Source organism: Massilia pseudoviolaceinigra, assembly GCF_030846505.1.
In the GTDB taxonomy this organism is placed as follows: Bacteria; Pseudomonadota; Gammaproteobacteria; order Burkholderiales; family Burkholderiaceae_D; genus Telluria_A; species Telluria_A violaceinigra.
The window spans coordinates 1-22,643 of sequence record NZ_JAVCWL010000058.1; the positions used below are offsets into that span (position 1 = coordinate 1).

A 22,643-nucleotide genomic window follows, 5' to 3' on the forward strand; every position below is an offset into this window, starting at 1 on the left:
CTGATCGGCCCCGCTTCGTTACCCTCCCCGGCCGCTTTTTGCGCGCCGGGGAATTTTCGTTAAAGGAAGACGGTCATGGAACTTCGCCCCCTGGACAACTCCGCCGCCGCGCCCGCGCCGCGCGCGCCTGTCGCCACCAGCGCCGCCGGAAGCAGCGCCGCCACGGCGAAGACAGCGCCGGCCGGCGCCGCCGGCAAGACCGATCCCGCGCGCGAAGCCACACGCGAAGCGGCCGAGCCGGACCCGGCTGAAGTGACCAAGGTGGTGGGCGAAATCAACGTGGCGATGCAGGCGCTGTCGCGCAACATCGAATTTTCGATTGATGCCGACAGCCAGCGCACGGTGGTCAAGGTGATCGACCAGACCACCAAGGAAGTGATCCGCCAGATGCCGACCGCCGAAGCGCTGGAAATCGGCAAGGCGCTGGAAAAGGTGCAGGGATTGCTCATCAGGCAGGTGGCTTGAGCAATTTGCCGGCAAGCCATCGAAGTTTTTTACAGGAAACGGCATAAACCGAACAAGCACCGGATTACCCCTCTAAAGTATGGATAGAAGATGCCGTTAACTTAGTATATTCATGCTTTTACCAGGAGGCGTTCGTGGCCATTTCATCCGTCAGTTCAGGCGGCTCTATCGACGTCAACGACATCGTCAACAAATTGATGATGGCGGAGAGCCGGCCTTTCGTCGCCATGCAGGACAAGGAAAAGGCGTACACCGCCAAATTGTCCGCGTACGGCACCCTGAGCGGCGCGCTGGGCGCATTCCAGACCTCGGTCAGCGGCCTGGCCGATCCGACCAAGTTCAAGACCGTCGGCGCCACCTCGTCCGAGTCGAGCGTGCTCACCGCCACCGCCGGCAAGGATACCGTCAAGGGCAGCTACAGCGTCAACGTGACCCAGATGTCGCAGGCGCAGACGCTCACCTCGGCCGGCCAGGCCAGCACCACGGCGCTGATCGGCAGCGGCGCGGCCACCACCCTCACGTTCGAATTTGGCAGCATCACGGGCGGCGTCCTGGCCAACGGCGCCTACACCGGCGCCACCTTCGACCAGGACGCCACGCGCTCGGCGCGCACCGTCACCCTCGATTCGAGCAATAATTCCCTGCAAGGCATCCGCGACGCCATCAACAAGGCCAACGTGGGCGTGACCGCGACCATCATTTCCGATGGCAGCGCCAGCCCCAACCGCCTGGTGCTGACCTCGGCCCAGACCGGCGAAACGTCGAGCATGCGCATTGGCGTCTCGGGCGACCCGGCCATCGGCAGCCTGCTCGGCTACGCGGCCGACGGCACCCAGAACATGACCCAGAACAGCGCGGCGCAAAACACCAAGCTGTCGATCAACGGCGTGGCCATCAGCAGCCCAAGCAACAATGTCTCGGAAGCGATCCAGGGCGTGACCATCAGCGCGCTCAAGGTCGGCACCAGCACGGTCAATATCACCAGCGACAGCGCCGGCGCCAAAACGGCGATCAACAGTTTCATCAAGTCGTATAACGAACTCAACAGCACGATCGCCGGCCTGACCACGGCCCCCAAGGCCAGCGAAGGCAAGGGCGCCGGCGTGCTGCTGGGCGACGCCACCACCCGCAACCTGCAATCGAGCCTGCGCAAGATGTTCTTTACGCCGGTACCGGGCATGGATGGCGATATCAGCAGCCTGAGCCAGCTGGGCGTATCGTTCCAGCCGGATGGCTCGCTCAAGCTCGACAGTGGCAAACTGCAGAAAGCCATCGATACCAACCTGGACGACGTGTCCAAGCTGCTCAGCACGGTCGGCTCGACCAGCGACAGCCTGGTCAGCTTCGTCGGCTCGACCACCAACAGCACGGTCGGCACCAAGAACCTGTCGATCACCCAGCTGGCAACCTTCGGCAGCGCCACCGGCAGCACGGCCGCCGATACCAGCATCACCGCGGGCGTCAACGACCAGTTGTCGCTGACCATCAACGGCGTGACCTCGAATGCGACCCTACTGCCCGGCAATTACACGGCGGCCAGCCTGGTCAACCATGTGCAGTCGATCATCAACGGCGCGCTTGGCGCGACGGGCGCCAGCGCCACCAGCGGTACCGGGGTCACGGTCAAGCAGGAAAACGGGATCTTCACGATCACCTCGAACAAATACGGGTCCACCTCGAAAGTGGGCATCAGCGGCAATGGCGCCGCCAGCCTGCTGGGCACGCCGACCCTGGTCGATGGCAAGGACGTGGCCGGCACCATCGGCGGCGCCGCCGCCACCGGCAGCGGCCAGAACCTGACCGGCAATGCCGGCTCGTCGAGCGCGGGGATCCAGATCCAGGTGACGGGCGGGGCCATCGGCGAACGCGGCACCGTGAACATCTCGAAGGGGGTGGGCGCGCAATTTACCGAGCTGATCGATAGTTTTTTGAATGCCAAGGGCACCATTCCGGGCAAGAACGCCGGCATCAATGCCAGCCTGGCCGAAATCGCCAAGCAGCGCGCGGCACTCAATGTGCGCCTGACCCAGACTGAAAAAGACCTTCGCAGGCAATATTCTTCGCTCGACGTGACGCTCTCGGGCATGAGTTCGACGAGTTCCTTCCTGGCGCAGCAGCTCGCCTCCCTCAGCAACCTTCGATAGCGTACGACAGAAAGAGGACATTAATTATGTTTGGATCTCCCAACAGGGGCGCGAGCAGCTATGCCAAGGTCGGCCTGGAAACCAGCGTCGTGGCGGCATCCCCGCACAAACTGATCGTCATGCTGTTCGATGGCGCCCTGGTGGCGGTGCTCAGCGGTCTGATGCACATGAAGTCGGGCAATATTCCGGAGAAAGGCAAGGCGATTTCGAAAGCCATCCAGATCATCGACAATGGCTTGCGCGCCAGCCTCGACAAGAAAGCCGGCGGCCAGATCGCCGAGAACCTCGATTCGCTGTACGAATACATGAGCGCGCGCCTGCTGGCCGCGAACCTGAAAAACGATACCGAGATCATGGTCGAAATCCAGGGCTTGCTGACCGAGCTGCGCGAGACCTGGAACGCCATCGGCGCCGCACCGGCCGCCATTCCCGACGTCGCGCCAGTGCGCATTTCCAACCTTGTGAGTGCCTGAACCATGACCATGACCATGACCAACGATGACGTGCTGTCGACCTACGAAGCGATGCTGGCCCTGTCGGCGCAGATGGTAAGCGCCGCCGAAAGCGGCGAGTGGGACGAACTGAGCTTGCTGGAAAAACGGGTTGGCGCGCATGTCGCGGCCCTGCAAGCGAACGACCAGCAAGTGCTGCTCGAAGGCGCCAGCCGGGTCAAGAAAGTGGCGATCATCAAGCAGCTGCTGGCCTACGACCGCATCATCCGCGACCTGACCACCCCGTGGATGGCGCAACTGTCGCAACTGATCAACAGCAGCGGCACCGCGCGCCGTCTGAATAACGCCTACGGCGGCGTCTAGTCGTACTCGCGATGCTGGCGCGCACGGACGGCCCGGGGTTGCAGCCGGTCGGCAAGGTCGACCCGGCCCGTTCCGCGCCCGGCGTCGGCGACACCCGCCAGGAAGCGCTCGCGCGCGTGCTGTCGACCCAGGTCGGCCAGTCGATGCAGGTAGCGATCCTGTCGAAGTTTCAAGACGGCACCTTCCTGGTGCGCGTGGCGGGCGAACAAGCCCGCATGAGCCTGCCCCAGGGCGCGGAAGCCGGCACCGAGATGCCGATGACCCTGGTAGCGGTTAATCCCCGCCCCCAGTTCCGCCTCGATAACCAGCCAGCCGGTACCGCCCAGACACCCTTGCCCGGCGCCGCCGGCCAAGCCCTGCCCACCGGCGCCACGCCCGAACGCGCGCCGCTCCAGGCCCCCGCCCTGCCGCAGGCGCAGCCGCAGGAAAGCAAGGGCGCCAACGCCGCCAACACGGCCGGGCGCGCCACCAGCCTGGCCGCCACCCTGCTCGGCAAGTCGCCCCTGACCGCCAGCGCCGACCTGCCCGCGCTCGATGCCACGACCCGGCCCGCCACCCTCAGCAACACCGGACAACTGCTCGCGCGCATACTCGACATCGGCCATCCCGCCCCCGGCAAGCAGGCCGCGATTGCCGGCGCCACGCCGTTGATCGACCCGAAACAGGGCGCGCCGGAAGCGGCCACCCTGGCGCGCAAGCTGGAAGAGACGATCAGCCGCAGCGGCGTGTTCTACGAATCGCACGTGGCCGAATGGGCCGACGGCAAGCGTCCCCTGAGCGAATTGCAGCGCGAACCGCAGATGCAGCAAGCCATGAACACGCCCGGCAACGGGGCCCGGCCGGCCGCGGCCGAAGTGGCCAGCGCCCAGCTGATCAACCTGCAGCTGACGGCCCAGGAACAGGCGCGCGTCACCTGGCAGGGCCAGCTGGCGCCGGGCCAGGAATTGCAATGGGAAATCCATAAGGATGCACCGGAGCAGCGCGGCCGCGGCTTTGAGGACGACACCGCTCCCGTCTGGCGCAGCGGCATGCGCCTGCGCTTTCCGCTGCTCGGCGAGATCGAAGCGAGCATCGTCACCACGGGCGACCGCGTGCATATCGAATTGCGCACCGGCAGCCAGGGCACGGGCGAGGCCCTGCGCGCGCGCGCCGGCGAACTGACCTCGGCGCTGGACGTGTCGGGCACGGCGCTGGCCTCGCTCATCATCCGCACGCCGGAGCCTGGCGATGGCTGAGCCGCTGCCCAAGCGCCCCCAGTCGGCGGTCGCGCTGGCCTACAACAATGGCGACCCCGCCCCCAAGGTGGTGGCCAAGGGCAAGGGCCTGATTGCGGCCCAGATCATCGAGCGCGCCAAGGATGCCGGCGTGTTCGTGCACGAGTCGAAGGAATTGGTGGCCCTGCTGATGGGCGTGGACCTGGACCGCCAGATTCCGCCCGGCCTGTATCGGGCGATTGCGGAACTGCTGGCCTGGCTATATCATATTGAAGCCGCACAAGCGGCAGGTGGCCCCCTGCCGGCCCCGCCGGACGCAGCCCTGTTCATCGACCGACCACAAGAAGCGGCAGACAAAGATGCAATCAACCAATGATTCCGATATTGAAAGCTGGCACGACTTTGAAGTCGCCTCGCGCAAGGAAATCATCGCGCTGCTGCGCAGCATCGGCGAAAAGCGCCAGCTGGTACGCATGGTCATCCGGCGCGGCACCGAAGTGTGCGTTTCGGCCATCCTCGATGTCGATCCCGACAGCAACACCCTGACCCTGGACGGCTCGGCCGACCCGGAACAGCACCGCCGCTTTGCCAATGTCGGGCGGATGGCTTTTGAAACCTCGCTCGACAAGATCCGCATCCTGTTTTCCTCAGAGGAAGTGCAAGCGACCACCTTCGAGGACACGCCGGCGTTTTCGATTCCCATCCCCGAGACCCTGATCCGCCTGCAGCGGCGCGAGTTTTATCGCATGCTCACGCCGGTCAGCAATCCGGTGTCGGTAGTGATCCGGCTGGCGCAGGACGCGGGCGGCGGTACCCACGTGTTTCCGCTGGCCGATATCAGCTGCGGCGGGATTGCCATCCTCGACAACAAGCTCGTGCTGGGCAACACGATCGGCCACAGCTACACGGGCTGCCGCATCGATTTGCCCGATGTCGGCGCGGTCCAGACCACCCTGATGATCCGCAACTCGGTCGACCTGACCCTGCTCAACGACAAGACCAACCGCCGCCTCGGCTGCGCTTTTGTGGACATTTCGCGCGGAGGCCTTTCCAGCGTGCAAAAGTACATCACCAAACTCGAGCGCGAACGGAATGCGCGCCTGGCCGGTTTGGGCTGATCCGGTTTCATTCACTGAGTCAATTCGTTCGGTCAGGCAAACTATCCGCCTGGCAGCAGCGCAATTGACCGGAGGCCAAGAGCGTGCCGATAGGCCCTCATGGCTCAGCCTGAAAGAGGTATGTTTCAAGTTCACCGCGAACTTTCGGAGAATGATGATGAAACGTACACTCGTGCTTTCAGCAACGCTGGGTTTTCTTGTGGCCTGTTCCACCCCCTACCGTACGCCCGTGCTCGACGCCACCCCGGCCACCTTGCCGACCTTCGCCGGCGTGGCCAGCCTGCTCAAGCCGGAACGCGCGCTCGACGTGCTGCTGGTGCATGGCATCTGCACCCAGGATGAATCGTGGGCGCGGGAATCGGTCACGCAGCTGTACGCCAGCCTGGGCGGCGATCCGGCCCAGGTGGCGCTCTCCTCGACCGCGGTGGCCGACACCGGCATCGTGCTGTACCGCCAGACATTGCCGCTGGCTGCCGGCGCGATCAACGTCAACGCGATCCTGTGGTCGCCCCTGACGAGGCCGCTCAAGACCGAGCTGTGCTACGACCAGAGCAACAAGTCCGGCATCTGCCAGGCGGACCAGACCGCCTACCCTTACGAGCGCGCCTCGCTCAACCGGGCGCTGAAGGACAAGCTGATGGACGATTGCCTGGCCGACGCCGTGATTTACCAGGGCAAGTCGCGCGAGACGATCAGCCAGCGCATGCAGGCGGCGATCCTGCAGGCGGCCGGGACCGGCGGCGGGACCGGCCGGCCGCTGGTGCCGGATGGGGGCGAGGTGCCGCCCGAGCCGATCCCGCTGGTGCTCATCACTGACAGCCTGGGCAGCAAAGTGGCTTTCGACGCCCTCTTCAAGCTCTCCACCAAGCCGGAGCAATCGGCGACTGCGCTGCAAGTATTCAACCGCACCTCCCTGATCTTCATGCGCGCCAACCAGTTGCCGCTGCTTAGGCTGGCTGAAATGGACCTGGACGGTTCCATGGCGCCGCCGGGACCGGGCGACTTCCCGGCCGATCCGATCCAGGCGTTGATCGCGCAGCGCAACGCCCAAGGCATCGGCAAGCCGACCGATGTGCCGACCGTGGTGGCGTTCACCGATCCCAATGATGTGCTTGCGTACACCCTGGTGAAGAGCCCGTTCGCCGCGCGCGCGGGGTATCCGATCATCGATGTGGTGGTGTCGAACACACCGACCTACCTGGGGCTGATTGCATTGCCAACGAGCGCGCACACGAATTACCCGCGCAACGCCACAGTGCAGCGCATGATTGCCTGCGGCGAGCCGGCGGCGGAAGGATGCGGTAATTAATCGGGGGAAGGGACTCGCTCGTCCGAGTCGGCACGACCATCTGCTTACCCGAAAGCGGACGGCCGTGTTCCCCGCCGGCAGGCTCTTAATGTTGAACTTCAGCCTGATTCGCAGGCTCGTCACCAGCCGGGAATGCCAGCGGTGGCACGGGCGCCCCCTTCACCCGCGCCAGTTCCGCGCGAACCCGGCGCAAGAAGAACAGGGAGCGCATGCTCAAAGAACTACATGCGAGCAGGAAAAGCGGCAGGAGCACCACACCTGGTGGCATGTGATCAGCATGCCATAGCAACAGAACAGCTGCCGCGCCGGTGACAAGAATAGAAAACACGTCGTAGCCAGCACTTTCAACAACCGTGTCTCCTGTCGAATGGTTATACCAGCCAGCGTCGTCCAGTCGTCCTCCTTCCCAAGGTAGACAGTGAGTACAGCACCCACCTCGAGTTGTTGTCGCCCGGGTCCACGGATGCCAAACACTTTGGTCTGCCCACACTCAAATCCGAAGAAAGTGACTTCTTTTCTGTTGTGCGTCCCATGAACAACATCAAAAATGCGATCGAGCCGGACAGTCACAAGCGGCATGGTTACGTTCCATAATTTCAAAAAAGAGAAGGTCTCGGGGTTCCCTTTTCAAACAGAACGGGTCAGTTTGCCGGCAATCCCGGCAATCCGCTGTTTGAGCGAAACCACATCCGTGAACTCAGCACGCTCGACCGGCTCGTCCCAGTTGGCATCCTTCACCAGCATGAGCAGAAAGCGGCCCTGCTCATCGAACGAGGGATACCAGCCGACATCGAGCACCACATCGTCGGGAAAGACAATTTGCAGCAAGTCTTCCTTGAGATAGTCGACATGGTGGGCTGCATCGAACGCCTCGGGAAGCAAAGAGATGTCGTCGAACACGACCATGCCTTGCCCGATATCCATATTCCAAAACATACGTACCTTTCAGTCCAGCATCAGCGCTTCCAGCACGTTGGGGAAGGTCGCGTTTTTCTTATCCATCGATTCGCAATCGTACTTCCAGGCAGTGACGCCGGGCAAAGGCACGAGTAGACGTGATTTCAAGAATTATTGCAAGAAGGGAATATCAATAGCGCGAATGTTGCCCCTGACGAAAGAGCAGGAATGCGGCAACGGATGCGGGAACAGGCTGGCACCAGCACGCGCCGGCCTGCTTTACGTTGGGAAGAAACGAAACGTCGTCGGACACGGCCACGCCCGCCCGGTATCGCCATGTCTGCACCCGTGCGGATGACGATGCGCCCGCATCCTCGCCCGGCTGTCGGGATAGGCCGCGTGCGCGCCACGCCACCAGTGCCAACCCCGCAAGCAGCATTGCGTAGGTCGATGGCTCCGGCACTGCCGGCACGCCATGGATCCCCGCGTAGGCGCCGGTCCAGAATGTGAATGAACCGCTGCCCTGATTTTTCCCGGTCTGAAGCGTCCGCGAAAACAGGTGAATCCCGACCCCATCCTCGTTCGACCTGTAATCGACGTCGAAGCTGGAATACAGCCACTGTTCTTCCTCGAAGCGGCCGCTGAGGATGGCCAGGCTGGAGGCGGTCGCACTGGCGTCGGGCGGCGAGGCGCCGAGATCGATCGCTGCGCTGAAACGCAGGGCGGTATAGGGCGCCAGGGAGAACGACACACCGTAGGTATTACCGGCATAAATGGAACGGTTGGTCTGGGCCGGTCCGTCATAGATGGCCGATGCCGCCAGTGTGGTCGGTGTGGTGTGCGTCTGCGCGCGGCCATCCATCCAGGTGCGCTGCAGGTCGCCGTCGCCATGCTTCCAGACGCTGTCATGAACGTTCCGGTAATCGGTGTACGACAGGTGCGAATCGGTTTTCAAGCCCCGGAACTCGGCGCCCGGCGCTACGCCATCATCCGGACGCAGATCGATCACGTCGATGGTCAGGTTACGGATGTGGACGCTGGAACGGACCGTCAGCGCATGGGCGGAGAACGAGGACAATAACAAGCCCGCAATGAACAGTCGAGCAGGAAGTCCAGATGGATGCTTGAGCATGATGCACCTTTCCCGAAATAGCCGCGAACGTGCGGCATTCCAAGCATAAATGACCATCATGCGAAAAATTTAACATTGACCCAAATTTAACGATGGCAATCGCTGGTCCAGGCAAATCCGCAACATGCGAGAGCGGCCAGGGTCCGCCAATGTGGGGGAAACGTCTCATGAAAAATGGGCTTGCTTACCTTTACACCTGCATATTCATGATCTCCTGATACGCCGACACCAGCTTGTTCCTCACCTGCACGGTTGCCTGAAAGCCAATACTGGCCTTTTGCATCGACACCATCACATCCGACAGACTCACCTTGTCGTCACCCATGGTGAACGCCTTGCCCTGCTCGCCCGCCTTGAGCTGGGCTTCGCTGACCTGGGCGATCGAGTTCTTGAGCGCGTCCGCGAAGTCGACCTTGGCGACAGCCGGCTCGGGCGTGACCTTGACCGCCGGCCCGACGCCGCCAGCCGGGCGCGCTGCCGCCGCCTTGAGCTGGGCCATCATCGCTTCGATCCGGTCCGATCCGATTCCGTTCACGTTCATGTCGTTTCCTCTGTTCACACTGCCGGGCGCATCCATGCCCCATCTCGCGAGTACAATATGTATACCAGCGAAGTCAGGGTGCCAGAATAGCACCCGGGTGGCGCGCCGGCCCCGCGAGCAGGGGCCAAAAGCGCGCTCTGTTCGATGCTTTGACCGGGGGCCCTGCCCCACATAATGGAGTCTGAGCCCCAGCCTTTGCGCAGGTTTGGGAAATTCCTACCAGTTTGGGCCTAGCCCGTCGGACACCCCCACTATGGCAGCTGCAACCGCAGAAGAACTCGTCGACATCCCGGAAACGCCTCCTCCAACGTTCCTGCAGACCCCGCTCGGAAAGAATTTCCTGCGCGGTCTCGGCATCGCGGCGGTGCTGGCGTTGATGCTGGGCGTCTGGATGTGGAGCCAGCGCACCGAATACGGTGTCCTGTTTACCAATGTCAGCGACAAGGATGGCGGCGCCATCATGGCCTCGCTCGACCAGATGGCGGTACCCTACAAGTTCTCCGACGGCGGCGCCTCCATCATGGTGCCCACCGAGCAGGTGCACGGCATCCGTCTCAAGCTGGCCGCCCAGGGCTTGCCCAAGGGCGGCACGGTCGGCTTCGAGCTGATGGAAAACCAGAAACTGGGCGTGTCCCAGTTCCACGAACAAGTCAATTACCAGCGCTCGCTCGAAGGCGAACTGGCGCGCTCGATCGAATCGATCGCCGCCGTCAGCTCGGCGCGCGTGCACCTGGCGCTGCCGAAACCGTCGGTCTTCGTGCGCGAGCAGCAAAAGCCGACCGCCTCGGTGTTGCTGAATCTGCAAACCGGGCGCGTCATCGACCAGGCCCAGGTCAACGCCATCGTCCACCTGCTGGCCTCGAGCGTGTCGGAACTGCCGGTCTCGAACGTGACCGTGGTCGACCAGGCCGGCAACCTGCTGTCCGATCCGGACAAATCGGGCAACGCGCGCAAGCTCGATCCGAACCAGCTCAAGTACGTCGAAGCGGTCCAGAAGAACATCATCAAGCAGGTCGAGTCGCTGATCTCGCCGCTGGTCGGCCCCGGCAATGTGCGCGCCGAAGCGACCGCCGACATCGACTTCGCCCAGGTCGACACCGCCGCCGAAGTCTACAAGCCGAACTCGCCGCCGGAGCCGCAATCGATCCGCAGCCAGCAAACCTCGGAAGCGAACGGCCCCGGCACCACCGTGGCGTCGGGCGTGCCGGGTGCGCTGACCAACCAGCCGCCGGGTCTGAATACCGCGCCCCTGACCGCCACCGGCGCCCCCGGCACCGTGCCGGTGACCACCACCGGCCCGACGCGCAAGGACACCACCACCAATTTTGAAGTCGACAAGACCATCCGCTACGAGCAGCGTCCGATGGGCCTGATCAAGCGCCTGACCGTCGGCGTGCTGGTCAACCACCGCCGTTCGGTCGACGCCAAAACCGGCAAGGTCACGGTAACCCCGCTGCCGGCCGCCCAGGTAGCGCAGATCAACGAGCTGGTCAAGCAAGCGATGGGTTACTCCCAGGCCCGCGGCGACACGCTCAATGTGACCAATGCGCCGTTCGACGGCGTCGACAAGCCGGAAGTGCCGGCCGCCACGCTCGACTGGTGGCGCGACCCGGCCAACCTGCCGCTGGCCAAGGATGTCGCCAAGTACCTGTTCGTGGCCGCGATCATCGCTTTCCTGTACTTCCGCCTGCTGCGCCCGATGCTGCGCCCGGTCATGACCAAGTTCGACAAGGCCCACGAACTGCCGCCCGAGCCGACCCCCACCGAGGAGGAAAAGGCCGCCGAACAGGCCGCCATCGCCGACGCCGCCGCCGCCGAGCAGGAAGCCGAAGCCCAGGCCGAATCGCAGCAGGACCACAGCTACCGGGCCAACCTGGCGCTGGCCAAGAAACTGGCGCAGGAAGATCCGCGCATCGTCGCAAACGTCATCAAGGCATGGGTAGGTACAAATGAATGATAATGGAATCCAGAAGGCAGCCATCCTGATGCTGGCCATCGGCGAGTCCGAGGCGGCGGAGGTGATGCGCTTCCTCGGCCCGCGCGAAGTGCTCAAGCTCGGCGCGGCCATGGCCACGATGAAGAACGTGCAGCACGAGCAGGTGGTGGGGGTGCTCGAATCGTTCCGCGAACAGACCGAACTGACCTCCACCGTCGGCCTCGATTCGGACGAATACATCCGCCAGGTGCTGACCAAGGCGCTGGGCGACGACAAGGCGTCGGTGCTGCTGTCGCGCATCTTGGGCGGCAAGGATGCCTCGGGCATCGAAAGCCTGAAGTGGATGGATGCCTCGTCGGTGTCGGAACTGATCCGCAACGAGCACCCGCAGATCATCGCCACCATCCTGGTCCACCTGGAACGCGACCAGGCCTGCGAAATTTTGGGCAACTTCACCGACCGCCTGCGCAACGACGTGGTGCTGCGTATCGCCACCCTCGACGGCGTGCAGCCGGCCGCCCTGCGCGAACTGAACGACGTGCTCACCAAGCTCTTGTCGGGTAACGAAAACATCAAGAAATCCTCGCTCGGCGGCGTACGCGCGGCGGCCGAAATCCTCAACTTCATGAGCGGCGAGCAAGAGGGGTCGGTGATGGACAACATCAAGAACTACGACAACGACATGGCCCAGAAGATCATGGACGAAATGTTCGTGTTCGATAACATCATCGACATCGACGACCGCGGCATCCAGCTGCTGCTGCGCGAAGTGCAGTCCGAAATGCTGATCATGGCGCTCAAGGGCGCCTCCCAGGAATTGCGCGAGAAAATCTTCCGCAACATGTCGGCGCGCGCCGGCGAAATGATGCGCGAAGACCTCGAATCGAAAGGGCCGGTGCGCCTGTCCGAAGTCGAAACGCAGCAAAAACAAATCCTGCAGATCGTGCGCCGCCTGTCCGACGAAGGCCAGATCGTGCTCGGCAAAGGTGAGGATTCCTTCGTCTGATGGCTACCCTTCCGAAAGAACTGCAAACCGCGTACCAGCGCTGGGAAATGAACTCCTTCGACCGCGTTCCGGAACCGGAACCGGTCCATCTCGACACCGCGCCCGAGCCGCAAGCGCTGCCCGATGCGCTGTCCGATGCACCGCCCGCGCCGGACTGGCCGACCGAGGAGGAACTGGCCGCCATCCGCGAGCAGGCGCGCCTGGAGGGCTTCGAGGCGGGCCACGCGGCCGGCTACGCCGACGCGCTCGCGCTCGGGCGCGAGGAAAGCGCGGGCGAGATCGCCAACCTGCAATCGATCGCCGCCACCTTCACGCAGGCGCTCACGCACGCCGACGAGACCATCGCCAACGACATGCTGGAACTGGCCCTGCACCTGGCCAAGAACATGCTGCGCAGCGCGCTCGGGGTCAAACCCGAACTGATCATCCCGGTGATACGCGACGCCATCTCCTACCTGCCGGTGCTGCAGCAGCCGGCCGTGCTGATGCTGCACCCGGACGATGCGCGCCTGGTGCGCGACGCCATCGGCGAGGAACTCGACAAAGGCGGCTGGCGCGTGGCGGACGACGCCCATATCAGCCGCGGCGGCTGCAAGATCGATACCGCCAGCAACCAGATCGATGCCCAGGTCGAGGTGCGCTGGCAGCGCCTGGCCAACGCGCTCGGCAAGAACGACGTCGAGTGGCTGGACCGATGACCGCCCCCGACCGCACTGTTGACCGACATACTACCCGCTGGTCGTCCTATCTGCGCGACTGCGGCACCCTGGTCGGCTTCGTCGAGCCGCAGCAGGTATCGGGCCGCATCACGCGCGTGGCCGGCCTGGTCATGGAATGCGTGGGCCTCAAGCTGGCCGTCGGCAGCGCCTGCACCATTCCGATGCCCAACGGCGCGCGCGTGGAAGCCGAAGTGGTCGGCTTCGACGGCGACCGCCTGTTCCTGATGCCGCAAAGCGATGTCGAAGGCATCGTGCCGGGCACCAAGGTGCTGCCGGTCGAGGCGACCTTGCCGCGTCCGGGCACGGTGCCCCATCCGCGGCGCCGTCCGAGCGACCGCGCACGCCACTTGCCGGTCGGCATGGGCTTGCTGGGCCGGGTGGTGGACGGCGCCGGGCGCCCGCTCGACGGCCTGGGCCCCCTGCTCACCGAGGATAGCGGTCCGATCAACGTGCGCCCCGCCAATCCGCTCGACCGCGCGCCCATCGTGGAAACGCTCGACGTCGGCATCCGGGCGATCAACGCCATGCTTACCGTCGGCCGCGGCCAGCGCCTGGGCCTGTTTGCCGGTTCCGGCGTCGGTAAATCGGTGCTGCTGGGAATGATGGCGCGCTTCACCAAGGCCGACGTGGTGGTGGTCGGCCTGATCGGCGAACGGGGCCGCGAGGTCAAGGAATTCATCGAACACATCCTCGGACCGGAAGGCTTGGCGCGGGCCGCCGTCGTGGCGGCGCCGGCCGACACCCCGCCGCTGATGCGCCTGCAAGGCGCGGCGTACACCACGGCGATTGCCGAACATTTCCGCGACCAGGGCAAGAACGTGCTCATGATCATGGATTCGCTGACCCGCTACGCGATGGCGCAGCGCGAAATCGCGCTGGCCATCGGCGAGCCGCCCGCCACCAAGGGCTATCCGCCGTCGGTCTTCGCCAAGCTGCCGGTGCTGGTGGAACGGGCCGGCAACGGCCTGGTGGGCGGCGGCTCGATCACCGCGTTCTACACCGTGCTCACCGAGGGCGACGACCAGCAGGACCCGATCGCCGACTCGGCGCGCGCGATCCTGGACGGCCACTTCGTGCTCAACCGGCGCCTGGCCGAAGCCGGGCACTATCCGGCCATCGACATCGAACAGTCGATCAGCCGCGCCATGCACACGATCACCACCACCGCCCACCAGCACGCGGCGCGCCGCCTCAAGCAACTGTATTCGCGCTTCGAGCGCTCGCGCGACCTGATCACGGTCGGCGCCTACGCCCACGGCACCGACCCGGTGCTCGACCAGGCCATCGCCCTGAACGACAAAATCGAAGCCTTTCTGTGCCAGGAGATCACCGATAACGTCGGCATGCCGCAGAGCTTGGCCGAATTGACCTCTCTATTCTCGTGATGGAACAGGGTTCGGGATGCCTATAATGATGCATTATGGCAAAACAAGCCGTCCTCGATACCCTGCTCGAACTCGCCCAGCGCGACACCGACGATGCCGCCAAGCGGCTGGGGGTGGCGATCAAGGCGGCCGAAGAGACCGAACAAAAGCTGCAGATGCTGCTGGGCTATCTGGAGGATTACGCGCAAAAGCTGGACGCGGCCCAGCGCAGCGGCATCACGCCGATGGCGTACGCCAATTTCATCGCCTTCATCGGCAAGCTGGAGCACGCCATCATGGGCCAGCGCGAGATCGTCAAGCATGCGCACCACCGCAGTGCGGTGGAAAAGGGTTTGTGGCAGGCCAGCGAGCGTAAACGGGTGTCGTACCACACCCTGAACGAACGCGCGGCAATCGAAGCACTGCGCCTGGAAAACAAGCGCGACCAGAAACAGATGGATGAACACGCCGCCCGCCAGGCTTATTACAAACGTTGATGCACCCTGTCATAACCAACCGATCGCCCGCCATGTCCACTACTCCCATTTCGCAGCCACTGGCTTCCCTGAACGCCACGCCGGCACCGGCGCGCACCAATGCCGCCGCCGCGGCGCCGGCGGTCCAGTTCGGCCAGACGCTGTCGCGCGAAATCGCGCAGCGCCAGAGCATGACCCAGCAGCCGGCGGCGGGCGCGAGCGCCAAGCCCGCGGCGCCGCGACCGGCCGAAAAAGCCCAGGCGCCGCGTCCGGAACAGGGTGCCAAGGCGGAGCAGGCCAGCGCGAGCGCCCCGGACGCCGCGCCAGCCCGGCCCAATGCAGCGGCTGCCGGCAATGCCAGCAACAGCCAGTCCGGCGACAGCGCCAAGAGTTCCGCGACCGACGATAGCGCGGCGGCTGCCGCCGCTGCCGCCGACAGCGCCGCCGCAGCCGCCGCGCGCGCCGAACTGCCCCTGACCGACATGCTGGCCCTGGTCGCCAGCCTGACCCAGCCGGCGCAAGCGGCCGCCGCGCCGGTGGCCACCGATCCGGCCTGGAGCACCCTGGCAGCGACCCGCGGCGCCACCACCGCCTCCGCCGATCCAGGCCTGGCGGCCGATGCCGCCCTGGCCGCCTTTACCGCACCGGCCATGGCCGCAGCCGGCCGCTTCCCGACCGTCGATGGCGCCCCCACCCCGCCCGCTGTCGGCGCGATGGGCTTGCCGACCGAACCGGCGATGGAGACCGACGGCGCAGCGCTGGGCGAGCTGCGCGCCATGCTCGAAGGCGCCATGCCGCGCGCGGCCGGCGCCAGCGCCGCCGCCGACACCACCCAGGCACAAGGCAGCGCGCCGGCGCTGCAAACGGCCGCCCTGCAAACCGAGGCAGCGCGCATCGCTCCCGCCGCGCGCGAGCTACCCGAGGCCGCCACGACGGACACCACGGCGATCGAACCGACACCGGTCGGCGCCCCGCTGCAGCAGGCCGCGGTGGGCCTGGCGCAGGCTGCCAATGCCGGCGCCGACAAGCTGTCGGCGCGCGTGGGCACCCCGGCCTGGGATAACCAGGTCGGCCAGAAAATCGTCTGGATGGTGGCCGGCAAGGAACAAAGCGCGACCCTGACGCTGAACCCGCCCGACCTCGGTCCGGTCCAGGTGGTGCTCAATATCAGCGGCGACAACGCCAGCGTGACATTCTCCTCGGGCGAACTGGAAGTGCGCCAGGCTCTGGAAAATGCCATGCCGAAACTGCGCGAGATGATGGATGAAAGCGGCATTTCGCTGGGCAACGCCAGCGTCAACGCCGGCATGCCGGAACAGCGCCAGGACCAGGGCGAACGCGCCACGGCGGGCGGCGCCGGCGGCGCGGACGGCGTGCGCGGCCCGGTCAACGGCAGTGCGGCCGACGCCAACGAGCGCCTGGCCGCCAAGGCCCCGGTCCAGGGTGGACGGCTGGGCGTGGTCGACACCTTCGCCTGATGGCGTGGCATGGACTTGTCGAACTGCCTGGCCTTCCCCGGCGCGAACCATGCGCCGCGAATGAAAAGCAAATCGGCTGTCGATAGCTAGCCACGAGTTGGGCCGGGTTCGGCCCTGTTTTCCACGCATGCGCCCGCTCATTTCTTCGCGATAATGACATAATGCAGGCATGATCCACCGACGCCGTCTTGAGGTACCTTGAAAGCGAAAGCAAACATGAAAGCTGCAGCCCCCCCTGATGCGGCCGCCAAGCCGCCGTCGAAGAAAATGGCCATGATCGGTGCGATCGTGGCCGTGCTTGCGCTGGGCGGCGGCGGCGCGGGCTGGTATTTCACGCAGAGCAAGGGCGGCGAAGAGGCCGAGGAAACCACCAAGCCAAGCAAGAAAAAGAAAAAAGCCAAGGCGCACGCGCCGCCGGTGTTCGCCCCGCTCGAAGTATTTACCGTCAATCTGCAACCGGACGGTGAAGAAGAAAACATGCTGCAAACCACGATCACGCTGGAAATGCTGGGTCAGGAGCAGGCCGACCTGATCAAGGCCAACATGCCCAAGGTACGCAGCCGCGTCCTGCTGCTGCTGTCGGCCAAGAAGGCGTCGGACGTGAAGACGGTGGAAGGCAAGAACAAGCTGGCCGAGGAAATTCTCGAAGCGCTCAAGAAGCCGTTCGCCGAAAACGACGAGCCGCAGGAAGTGAACGAAGTCATGTTCACCCAGTTCATCATCCAGTCCCAATGATCCGCCATGGCCGATAATTTTCTCTCGCAGGAAGAAGTCGATGCCCTGCTCAAGGGCGTCAACGGCGACCAGGACGAAGCTTCCGCGCCCGAAGACAACACGGGCGTACGCACCTACAACCTGGCAACCCAGGAACGGATCGTGCGCGGCCGCATGCCGACGCTCGAAATCATCAACGAGCGTTTCGCGCGCCTGCTGCGGGTCGGCCTGTTCAACTACATCCGGCGCAGCGCCGAGGTGTCGGTCGGCTCGGTGCGGGTTTCCAAGTACAGCGAATTCATCCGCAACCTGGTGGTGCCGACCAACCTGAACCTGGTGCACATGAAGCCGCTGCGCGGAACGGCCCTGATCGTGTTCGATCCGGGCCTGGTGTTTTTGCTCGTGGACAATCTATTCGGCGGCGACGGGCGTTTCCATACCCGGGTCGAGGGCCGCGACTTTACCCAGACCGAGCAGCGCATCATTTTGCGCATCCTCGATATCGTGTTCGATTCGTATGCGAAATCGTGGGAACCGGTGTATCCGGTCGAGTTCGAGTACATCCGTTCCGAAATGAATACCCAGTTCGCCAATATCGCCACCCCGAACGAGGTGGTGGTGTCGTCCACGTTTACCATCGAGCTCGGCTCGGTGAGTGGCCAGATTCACATCTGCATGCCGTATTCGATGATCGAGCCGATCCGCGACACCCTCACCTCCAGCCTGCAGGGCGAGGCGCTGGAAGTGGACAAGCGCTGGATCCGCCTGATGACCCAGCAGATCCAGATCGCCGAAGTCGAACTGGTGGCCGTGCTGGGCACCGCGCGCGCCTCGTTCGACGAGATTCTCAATTTCAAGGTGGGCGACATCGTCGCCCTCAACGTGCCCGAACAGATCCAGGCCACCGTCGACGGGGTGCCGGTGATGGATTGTACTTACGGCGTGCTCAACGGACAGTACGCGCTCAAGGTCGAGAAACTGCTCGCCAATGCGGACACCAAATAATTTAGGAGGGCAATATGGCCGATAATCTGGACGATGATGCAATGGATGACGACTGGGGCGCGGCCATCGCCGAGCAGGCCAAGGCGGAAGCCGACGCGCTGCAAAGCCAGGCCGCCAGCGCGGCCGTGTTCAAGGATTTTTCCAACAAGGGCACCAAGCCGGACACGCCGAACGACATCGACTTCATCCTCGACATTCCGGTCCAGCTCACGGTCGAGCTGGGACGGACCAAGATCGCCATCAAGAACCTGCTGCAGCTGGCCCAGGGTTCGGTGGTCGAGCTCGACGGACTGGCGGGCGAGCCGATGGACGTGCTGGTCAACGGCTGCCTGATCGCCCAGGGTGAGGTGGTGGTGGTGAACGATAAATTCGGTATTCGCCTGACGGACATCATCACGCCGTCCGAACGGATTCGAAAACTGAATAAATGACGGCCCGCCTGCTTGCCGCCGTGGCGCTGGCGTGCAGCCTGGCGCCGGGTCTGGCCGCCGCACAGGCGGCTGTTGCCGTTCCTGCGGCGTCGGTTCCAGCTGCTTCGGTTACACCTTCCGTATCCACTCCGGCGGCGGTGGTGCCTGCCGCCGCCGAAGCGCAGGCCAGTCCCGCGGTGGTGGCCCCGGTAACGGCCCCAGCCGCTGCCACGCCGGCCCCAACAGCCGTCACCATGCCCGCCCCTGCCGCCGTGCAGCCGGCGCCCGGTCCAATGGCGGGACCATCTGCCGGCAACCTGCTGCAAACGATTTTCGCCCTGACGCTGGTGCTGGCCCTGCTGGGCGCCATGGTCTGGTTCATGAAACGCTACGGTCCCCAGGCCGCCGCCGGCGCGGCCCAGATGCGCACCGTCGGCGCGCTCAGCCTGGGCGGGCGCGAACGCATCATCGTGGTCGAAGTGGGCGACCAGTGGATCGTGGTGGGCGCCTCGCCCGGCCGCATCAACGCGCTGGCCACCATGCCGAAGCAGGAAACGCCGCCCGGCGGCCCCGCGGTGCTGGCCAACGGCCCGGCATCGGGCACCTTTGCCGAGTGGCTGAAACAGACCATCGACAAACGCAATGGACGCTAAGCCGCCTTCTTCTCCGTCCCTGAGCCGCGCGCGCCGCTGGCTGCCGCTGCTGGCGCTGTGCCTGCCGGCGCTGGCGATGGCCGCGCCGGGCATCCCGACCTTCACCAGCACACCGGCCCCGGGCGGCGGCACGGCGTACTCGCTGCCGGTCCAGACGCTGCTCTTGATGACGGCGCTGTCGTTCCTGCCGGCGGTGCTGCTGATGATGACCAGTTTTACCCGCATCATCATCGTGCTGTCGCTGCTGCGCCAGGCGATCGGCACCCAGTCGGCCCCGCCCAACCAGGTCATGGTCGGGCTGGCGCTGTTCCTGACCCTGTTCGTGATGGGCCCGGTGTTCGACAAGATTTATGTGGATGCATACCAGCCGCTGCAGGAAAACAAGATCCAGATGGGCGAAGCCGTGGACAAGGCGGTGGCGCCCCTGAAAACGTTCATGATCCGCCAGACGCGCCAGGCCGACCTGGCCATGTTCGTCAAGATTTCACGCTCGGCCGCGCTGCAGGGGCCGGAAGACATTCCGCTGCGCATCCTGATTCCCGCCTTTGTCACCAGCGAACTGAAAACCGCGTTCCAGATCGGCTTTGCCATTTTCATTCCGTTTCTTATCATCGACATGGTGGTGGCGTCGGTGCTGATGTCGATGGGGATGATGATGATGTCGCCGGCCGTCATTTCGCTGCCGTTCAAGCTGATGCTGTTCGTGCTGGTCGATGGCTGGCAGTTGCTGCTCGGCTCGCTCGCGCAGAGTTTTTACTAGAAAGGGCCCGCCATGACCCCCGAAAGCGTGATGACAATGGGCCGCGTGGCCATGGAAGTAACCCTGATGGTGGCCGCGCCCATGCTGCTGGTGGCGCTGATCATCGGCCTGATCGTCAGTATTTTCCAGGCCGCCACCCAGATCAATGAAGCGACGCTGTCCTTCATTCCCAAGCTGGTCGGCATTTTCGTCGCCCTGATCGTGGCCGGACCGTGGATGCTGGCGGTCATGCTCGACTACATGCGCCAGGTGTTCAGCGGCATTCCCGGCCTGGTCGCCTGAGCGCCCGCGCGCTCGCCCCGTATGATCACCCTGACCAGCGTCGAGATGAATGCGTGGATCGCCGGCCTGTTGTGGCCGCTGACCCGCATCCTCGGCCTGGTCACCGCCGCTCCCCTGTTCGGCAATGCCAGCGTGCCCGTGACGATCAAGATTTCGCTTGGCGTGCTGCTGGCGAGCATCATCGCCCCGGCGATTCCCGCCATTCCCGCAGCCGATCCGCTGTCGATGGCCGGTTTGCTCATCCTGGTGCAGGAAATGCTGATCGGGGTGGCGATGGGCTTTTCCATCCGCCTGGTGTTTGCCGCCATTGAAATGGCCGGCGAAATCTGTAGCCTGACCATGGGCCTGGGCTTTGCCAGCTTTTTCGATCCGCTCACCAAGGGCCGTTCCTCGGCCGTCAGCCAGTTCCTGGCGCTGATCGCCACCATGGCGTTTCTGGCCGCGAACGCGCATCTGGTGCTGCTCGAAGCGCTGGCCGAGAGCTTCGTGACGATGCCGATTTCGGCCACGCCGATGTCGTCGTCGGCGGAATGGGAAATCGCGAAATGGGGCGGCCTGATTTTCAGCGCCGGGCTGCATTTGTCGCTGCCAATCGTGGCGGCCCTGCTCATTACCCAGGTGGCGCTCGGGATCCTCACACGCGCCGCGCCGCAGCTGAACATCTTCGGGATTGGTTTTCCGATCACCCTGGGCGTGGGCATGCTGGTGATCGTGATGGTGCTGCCGTACCTGGGCAATCCGTTCCAGGTGCTGTTCAACCAGGGCATTGAAACGGCACGGCGGGTACCGCGTATGGCGGCCACGCCCGCACCGGCGGTGGTACCGGCCGCGCCCGCTGCCAGACCTAACGAATAAGGTTAGATCGAGCGAGTGTAGCGACGCCTCAATGTGATCGAACGCGATTTCTGGCCGTTTACCATTGGCCACAAGGCGTGGCTGTTCTCGAATTCAGTCGCCGGCGCCGATGCCAGCGCAGTGATCTACAGCCTGATGCTCACATGCCGCACCTGCGGAGTCGAACCGTATGCCTACTTGCGACACGTGCTGACTGAATTGCCGCAGCGCCAGAGCGGTCCATCGCGCGCAGCGCCCGATTCTCCTACTCGGCGCATCGTCCTGCCCCTCCCGATCCATGAAAAGCATCTTGATCGTGCGTTGAATACCACCCGTCAAAAGGAATGGCAGCGCGCGGATATATACATTTCAATCAAACAACGTTAATTTTCACAAACTATTGCCAAATTTTAAATGTATTGACGCAGCATGAGATAATTCTGCAACTTACAAAAACTCAAAGGTATGAGATGGCTTTTCAGTTTGCAGGTGCAACATTTTTATCACGGCTATCACCCCACCGCATTTTTTTCTCGTTGCTGACGGCAGTTCTGTTGTGCGTGGCAGTCAATGCGCGGGCGGAGGAGCCCAAGACTGAGCCGGACACGTTTGGACCGTATACGTACTTCCTTATAAAGTTGGCTCCCGATGTGGATGAGGAGAGCGCAATAAAAAGGTCGATTAAATTTATGAAAGGCACAAACCCGAACGCCTATTGCAAAGTGACTTTTGTGCCGCCCGCGTTATCAGTCTATGGGGCAGAAGTAATGTATGAGTCTGGAACCAGGTCCTGGGCAAGCAAGCCGATGGATGCGTACGTCTCTGCAATGAAGGATGGCGTATGCACCCAGGACACGAAATACGGCGACGGAATTTTTACTATGACGCGCGAGCGATGGGTATGCCGTGCAGCGCAAAATCAGCGTTATTCTGACCAGCACGAGAGATGCGTCGGTTTTCAACCTGAGGCAAACGACGACGCAGATGGGAAAAATATCGGAGAGGGATGTCCTGACAAAGGGCCGACCGTCGGTTCGACTCGACCGACCGTAGGCGAGCCGATCCAGCCAGCCACCGGCAACATGTGGCACCTCATTACGGATTACCAGGCGTCGAAAGGCGCAAGTAACCTGACGCTGAGCCGTATTTACAACAGTGCGCCCACCTATCCGGATCCCCGCGTGGTTCGTGGGTTTGGCGTGCGCTGGACCCATTCTTATAACAAATCGCTCAGGCCGGAAAAACAATACGCCAATGGCAACATCTGCTGGCGCTCTAGCTGGGATGGTTCGCTCGAGTGTTCGTCAGGTTTCCGGAGCGAGGAACCTATTCCAGGCCGGGTATCCATCAGCCATCCGGACGGGAAGCAAA

The 22,643-nt window shown here is 63.8% G+C and carries 26 protein-coding genes and 1 pseudogene; 23 read left to right on the forward strand and 4 right to left on the reverse strand.

The window, feature by feature from the left end; all coding sequences use genetic code 11:
* Positions 1 to 75 precede the first annotated feature (75 nt).
* The 8 genes from RBA40_RS32330 (at position 76) to RBA40_RS32365 (ending at position 7,065) form a co-directional block, all read left to right on the forward strand.
* The gene (locus RBA40_RS32330; protein WP_306652916.1) at positions 76 to 465 is read left to right on the forward strand and encodes a flagellar protein FlaG; all 390 of its coding nucleotides are present in this window, start codon (positions 76 to 78) and stop codon (positions 463 to 465) included.
* 134 nt (positions 466 to 599) lie between these two features.
* The gene (gene fliD / locus RBA40_RS32335; RefSeq protein ID WP_306652918.1) at positions 600 to 2,609 is read left to right on the forward strand and encodes a flagellar filament capping protein FliD; all 2,010 of its coding nucleotides are present in this window, start codon (positions 600 to 602) and stop codon (positions 2,607 to 2,609) included.
* Between the two features lie 26 nt (positions 2,610 to 2,635).
* Positions 2,636 to 3,082, forward strand: coding sequence for a flagellar export chaperone FliS (gene fliS, locus RBA40_RS32340; RefSeq protein WP_099875610.1), 447 nt, complete (start codon positions 2,636 to 2,638; stop codon positions 3,080 to 3,082).
* A 9-nt stretch (positions 3,083 to 3,091) separates the two neighbouring features.
* A complete protein-coding gene (locus RBA40_RS32345) occupies positions 3,092 to 3,424 on the forward strand; it encodes a flagellar protein FliT (protein WP_229413396.1) in 333 nt (110 codons plus the stop codon).
* Positions 3,425 to 3,435: 11 nt separating this feature from the next.
* The gene (gene fliK / locus RBA40_RS32350; RefSeq protein ID WP_306652920.1) at positions 3,436 to 4,659 is read left to right on the forward strand and encodes a flagellar hook-length control protein FliK; all 1,224 of its coding nucleotides are present in this window, start codon (positions 3,436 to 3,438) and stop codon (positions 4,657 to 4,659) included.
* Positions 4,652 to 5,014, forward strand: coding sequence for an EscU/YscU/HrcU family type III secretion system export apparatus switch protein (locus RBA40_RS32355; RefSeq protein WP_099875608.1), 363 nt, complete (start codon positions 4,652 to 4,654; stop codon positions 5,012 to 5,014). The genes fliK and RBA40_RS32355 overlap by 8 nt, the downstream gene beginning before the upstream one ends.
* The gene (locus tag RBA40_RS32360) at positions 4,998 to 5,756 is read left to right on the forward strand and encodes a flagellar brake protein (RefSeq protein ID WP_306652921.1); all 759 of its coding nucleotides are present in this window, start codon (positions 4,998 to 5,000) and stop codon (positions 5,754 to 5,756) included. Before RBA40_RS32355 ends, RBA40_RS32360 begins: the two co-directional genes overlap by 17 nt.
* Before the next feature lie 157 nt (positions 5,757 to 5,913).
* Positions 5,914 to 7,065, forward strand: a complete 1,152-nt coding sequence (locus tag RBA40_RS32365) for a hypothetical protein (RefSeq protein ID WP_306652923.1) — start codon at positions 5,914 to 5,916, stop codon at positions 7,063 to 7,065.
* Positions 7,066 to 7,150: 85 nt separating this feature from the next.
* On the opposite strand, the gene RBA40_RS32370 is transcribed toward RBA40_RS32365, so the two are convergent.
* The 4 genes from RBA40_RS32370 to fliE form a co-directional block, all read right to left on the reverse strand.
* Complete coding sequence (locus RBA40_RS32370; RefSeq protein ID WP_306652924.1) at positions 7,151 to 7,393, reverse strand: hypothetical protein; 243 nt, start codon at positions 7,391 to 7,393, stop codon at positions 7,151 to 7,153.
* A gap of 299 nt (positions 7,394 to 7,692) precedes the next feature.
* The gene (locus RBA40_RS32375) at positions 7,693 to 7,989 is read right to left on the reverse strand and encodes a hypothetical protein (RefSeq protein ID WP_306652925.1); all 297 of its coding nucleotides are present in this window, start codon (positions 7,987 to 7,989) and stop codon (positions 7,693 to 7,695) included.
* Between the two features lie 163 nt (positions 7,990 to 8,152).
* Complete coding sequence (locus RBA40_RS32380) at positions 8,153 to 9,094, reverse strand: PEP-CTERM sorting domain-containing protein (RefSeq protein WP_306652926.1); 942 nt, start codon at positions 9,092 to 9,094, stop codon at positions 8,153 to 8,155.
* 190 nt (positions 9,095 to 9,284) lie between these two features.
* Positions 9,285 to 9,635 carry a flagellar hook-basal body complex protein FliE gene (gene fliE, locus RBA40_RS32385; RefSeq protein ID WP_099875601.1) on the reverse strand — a complete coding sequence of 117 codons (351 nt, stop codon included), beginning with the start codon at positions 9,633 to 9,635 and terminating at the stop codon, positions 9,285 to 9,287.
* Between the two features lie 253 nt (positions 9,636 to 9,888).
* Between fliE and fliF the strand changes: the two genes are divergently transcribed.
* The 15 genes and pseudogenes from fliF to RBA40_RS32460 form a co-directional block, all read left to right on the forward strand.
* Entirely contained in the window at positions 9,889 to 11,592 is a 1,704-nt protein-coding gene (gene fliF / locus RBA40_RS32390) for a flagellar basal-body MS-ring/collar protein FliF (protein WP_306652927.1), read from the forward strand.
* Entirely contained in the window at positions 11,585 to 12,577 is a 993-nt protein-coding gene (fliG, locus tag RBA40_RS32395; RefSeq protein ID WP_126075345.1) for a flagellar motor switch protein FliG, read from the forward strand. Before fliF ends, fliG begins: the two co-directional genes overlap by 8 nt.
* Positions 12,577 to 13,275 (forward strand): flagellar assembly protein FliH, encoded by a 699-nt coding sequence (locus RBA40_RS32400; RefSeq protein WP_306652929.1) that lies wholly within the window; start codon positions 12,577 to 12,579, stop codon positions 13,273 to 13,275. Before fliG ends, RBA40_RS32400 begins: the two co-directional genes overlap by 1 nt.
* Positions 13,272 to 14,681 carry a flagellar protein export ATPase FliI gene (gene fliI / locus RBA40_RS32405; protein WP_099875597.1) on the forward strand — a complete coding sequence of 470 codons (1,410 nt, stop codon included), beginning with the start codon at positions 13,272 to 13,274 and terminating at the stop codon, positions 14,679 to 14,681. The genes RBA40_RS32400 and fliI overlap by 4 nt, the downstream gene beginning before the upstream one ends.
* A 35-nt stretch (positions 14,682 to 14,716) precedes the next feature.
* On the forward strand, positions 14,717 to 15,157 hold the full coding sequence (fliJ, locus tag RBA40_RS32410; protein WP_306652930.1) for a flagellar export protein FliJ: 441 nt from the start codon (positions 14,717 to 14,719) through the stop codon (positions 15,155 to 15,157).
* Positions 15,158 to 15,189: 32 nt separating this feature from the next.
* Positions 15,190 to 16,614 carry a flagellar hook-length control protein FliK gene (locus tag RBA40_RS32415; protein ID WP_306652932.1) on the forward strand — a complete coding sequence of 475 codons (1,425 nt, stop codon included), beginning with the start codon at positions 15,190 to 15,192 and terminating at the stop codon, positions 16,612 to 16,614.
* 216 nt (positions 16,615 to 16,830) lie between these two features.
* Positions 16,831 to 17,349, forward strand: coding sequence for a flagellar basal body-associated protein FliL (gene fliL / locus RBA40_RS32420; protein ID WP_306652933.1), 519 nt, complete (start codon positions 16,831 to 16,833; stop codon positions 17,347 to 17,349).
* Between the two features lie 6 nt (positions 17,350 to 17,355).
* A complete protein-coding gene (gene fliM / locus RBA40_RS32425; protein WP_054264144.1) occupies positions 17,356 to 18,333 on the forward strand; it encodes a flagellar motor switch protein FliM in 978 nt (325 codons plus the stop codon).
* Positions 18,334 to 18,347: 14 nt separating this feature from the next.
* Positions 18,348 to 18,764: a flagellar motor switch protein FliN gene (gene fliN, locus RBA40_RS32430; RefSeq protein WP_306652936.1), complete on the forward strand. Its 417-nt coding sequence runs from the start codon at positions 18,348 to 18,350 to the stop codon at positions 18,762 to 18,764.
* Complete coding sequence (fliO, locus tag RBA40_RS32435) at positions 18,761 to 19,396, forward strand: flagellar biosynthetic protein FliO (protein WP_306652938.1); 636 nt, start codon at positions 18,761 to 18,763, stop codon at positions 19,394 to 19,396. Before fliN ends, fliO begins: the two co-directional genes overlap by 4 nt.
* Positions 19,386 to 20,156: a flagellar type III secretion system pore protein FliP gene (gene fliP / locus RBA40_RS32440; protein WP_374710579.1), complete on the forward strand. Its 771-nt coding sequence runs from the start codon at positions 19,386 to 19,388 to the stop codon at positions 20,154 to 20,156. Before fliO ends, fliP begins: the two co-directional genes overlap by 11 nt.
* Before the next feature lie 12 nt (positions 20,157 to 20,168).
* On the forward strand, positions 20,169 to 20,438 hold the full coding sequence (gene fliQ, locus RBA40_RS32445) for a flagellar biosynthesis protein FliQ (RefSeq protein ID WP_306652940.1): 270 nt from the start codon (positions 20,169 to 20,171) through the stop codon (positions 20,436 to 20,438).
* A gap of 21 nt (positions 20,439 to 20,459) precedes the next feature.
* Positions 20,460 to 21,293, forward strand: coding sequence for a flagellar biosynthetic protein FliR (fliR, locus tag RBA40_RS32450; protein WP_306652941.1), 834 nt, complete (start codon positions 20,460 to 20,462; stop codon positions 21,291 to 21,293).
* Positions 21,294 to 21,323: 30 nt separating this feature from the next.
* A pseudogene (locus RBA40_RS32455) lies at positions 21,324 to 21,503 on the forward strand (transposase domain-containing protein); the annotation flags it as partial.
* Between the two features lie 239 nt (positions 21,504 to 21,742).
* A partial coding sequence (locus tag RBA40_RS32460) for a DUF6531 domain-containing protein (protein ID WP_306652943.1) occupies positions 21,743 to 22,643 on the forward strand: 901 nt, incomplete at its 3' end.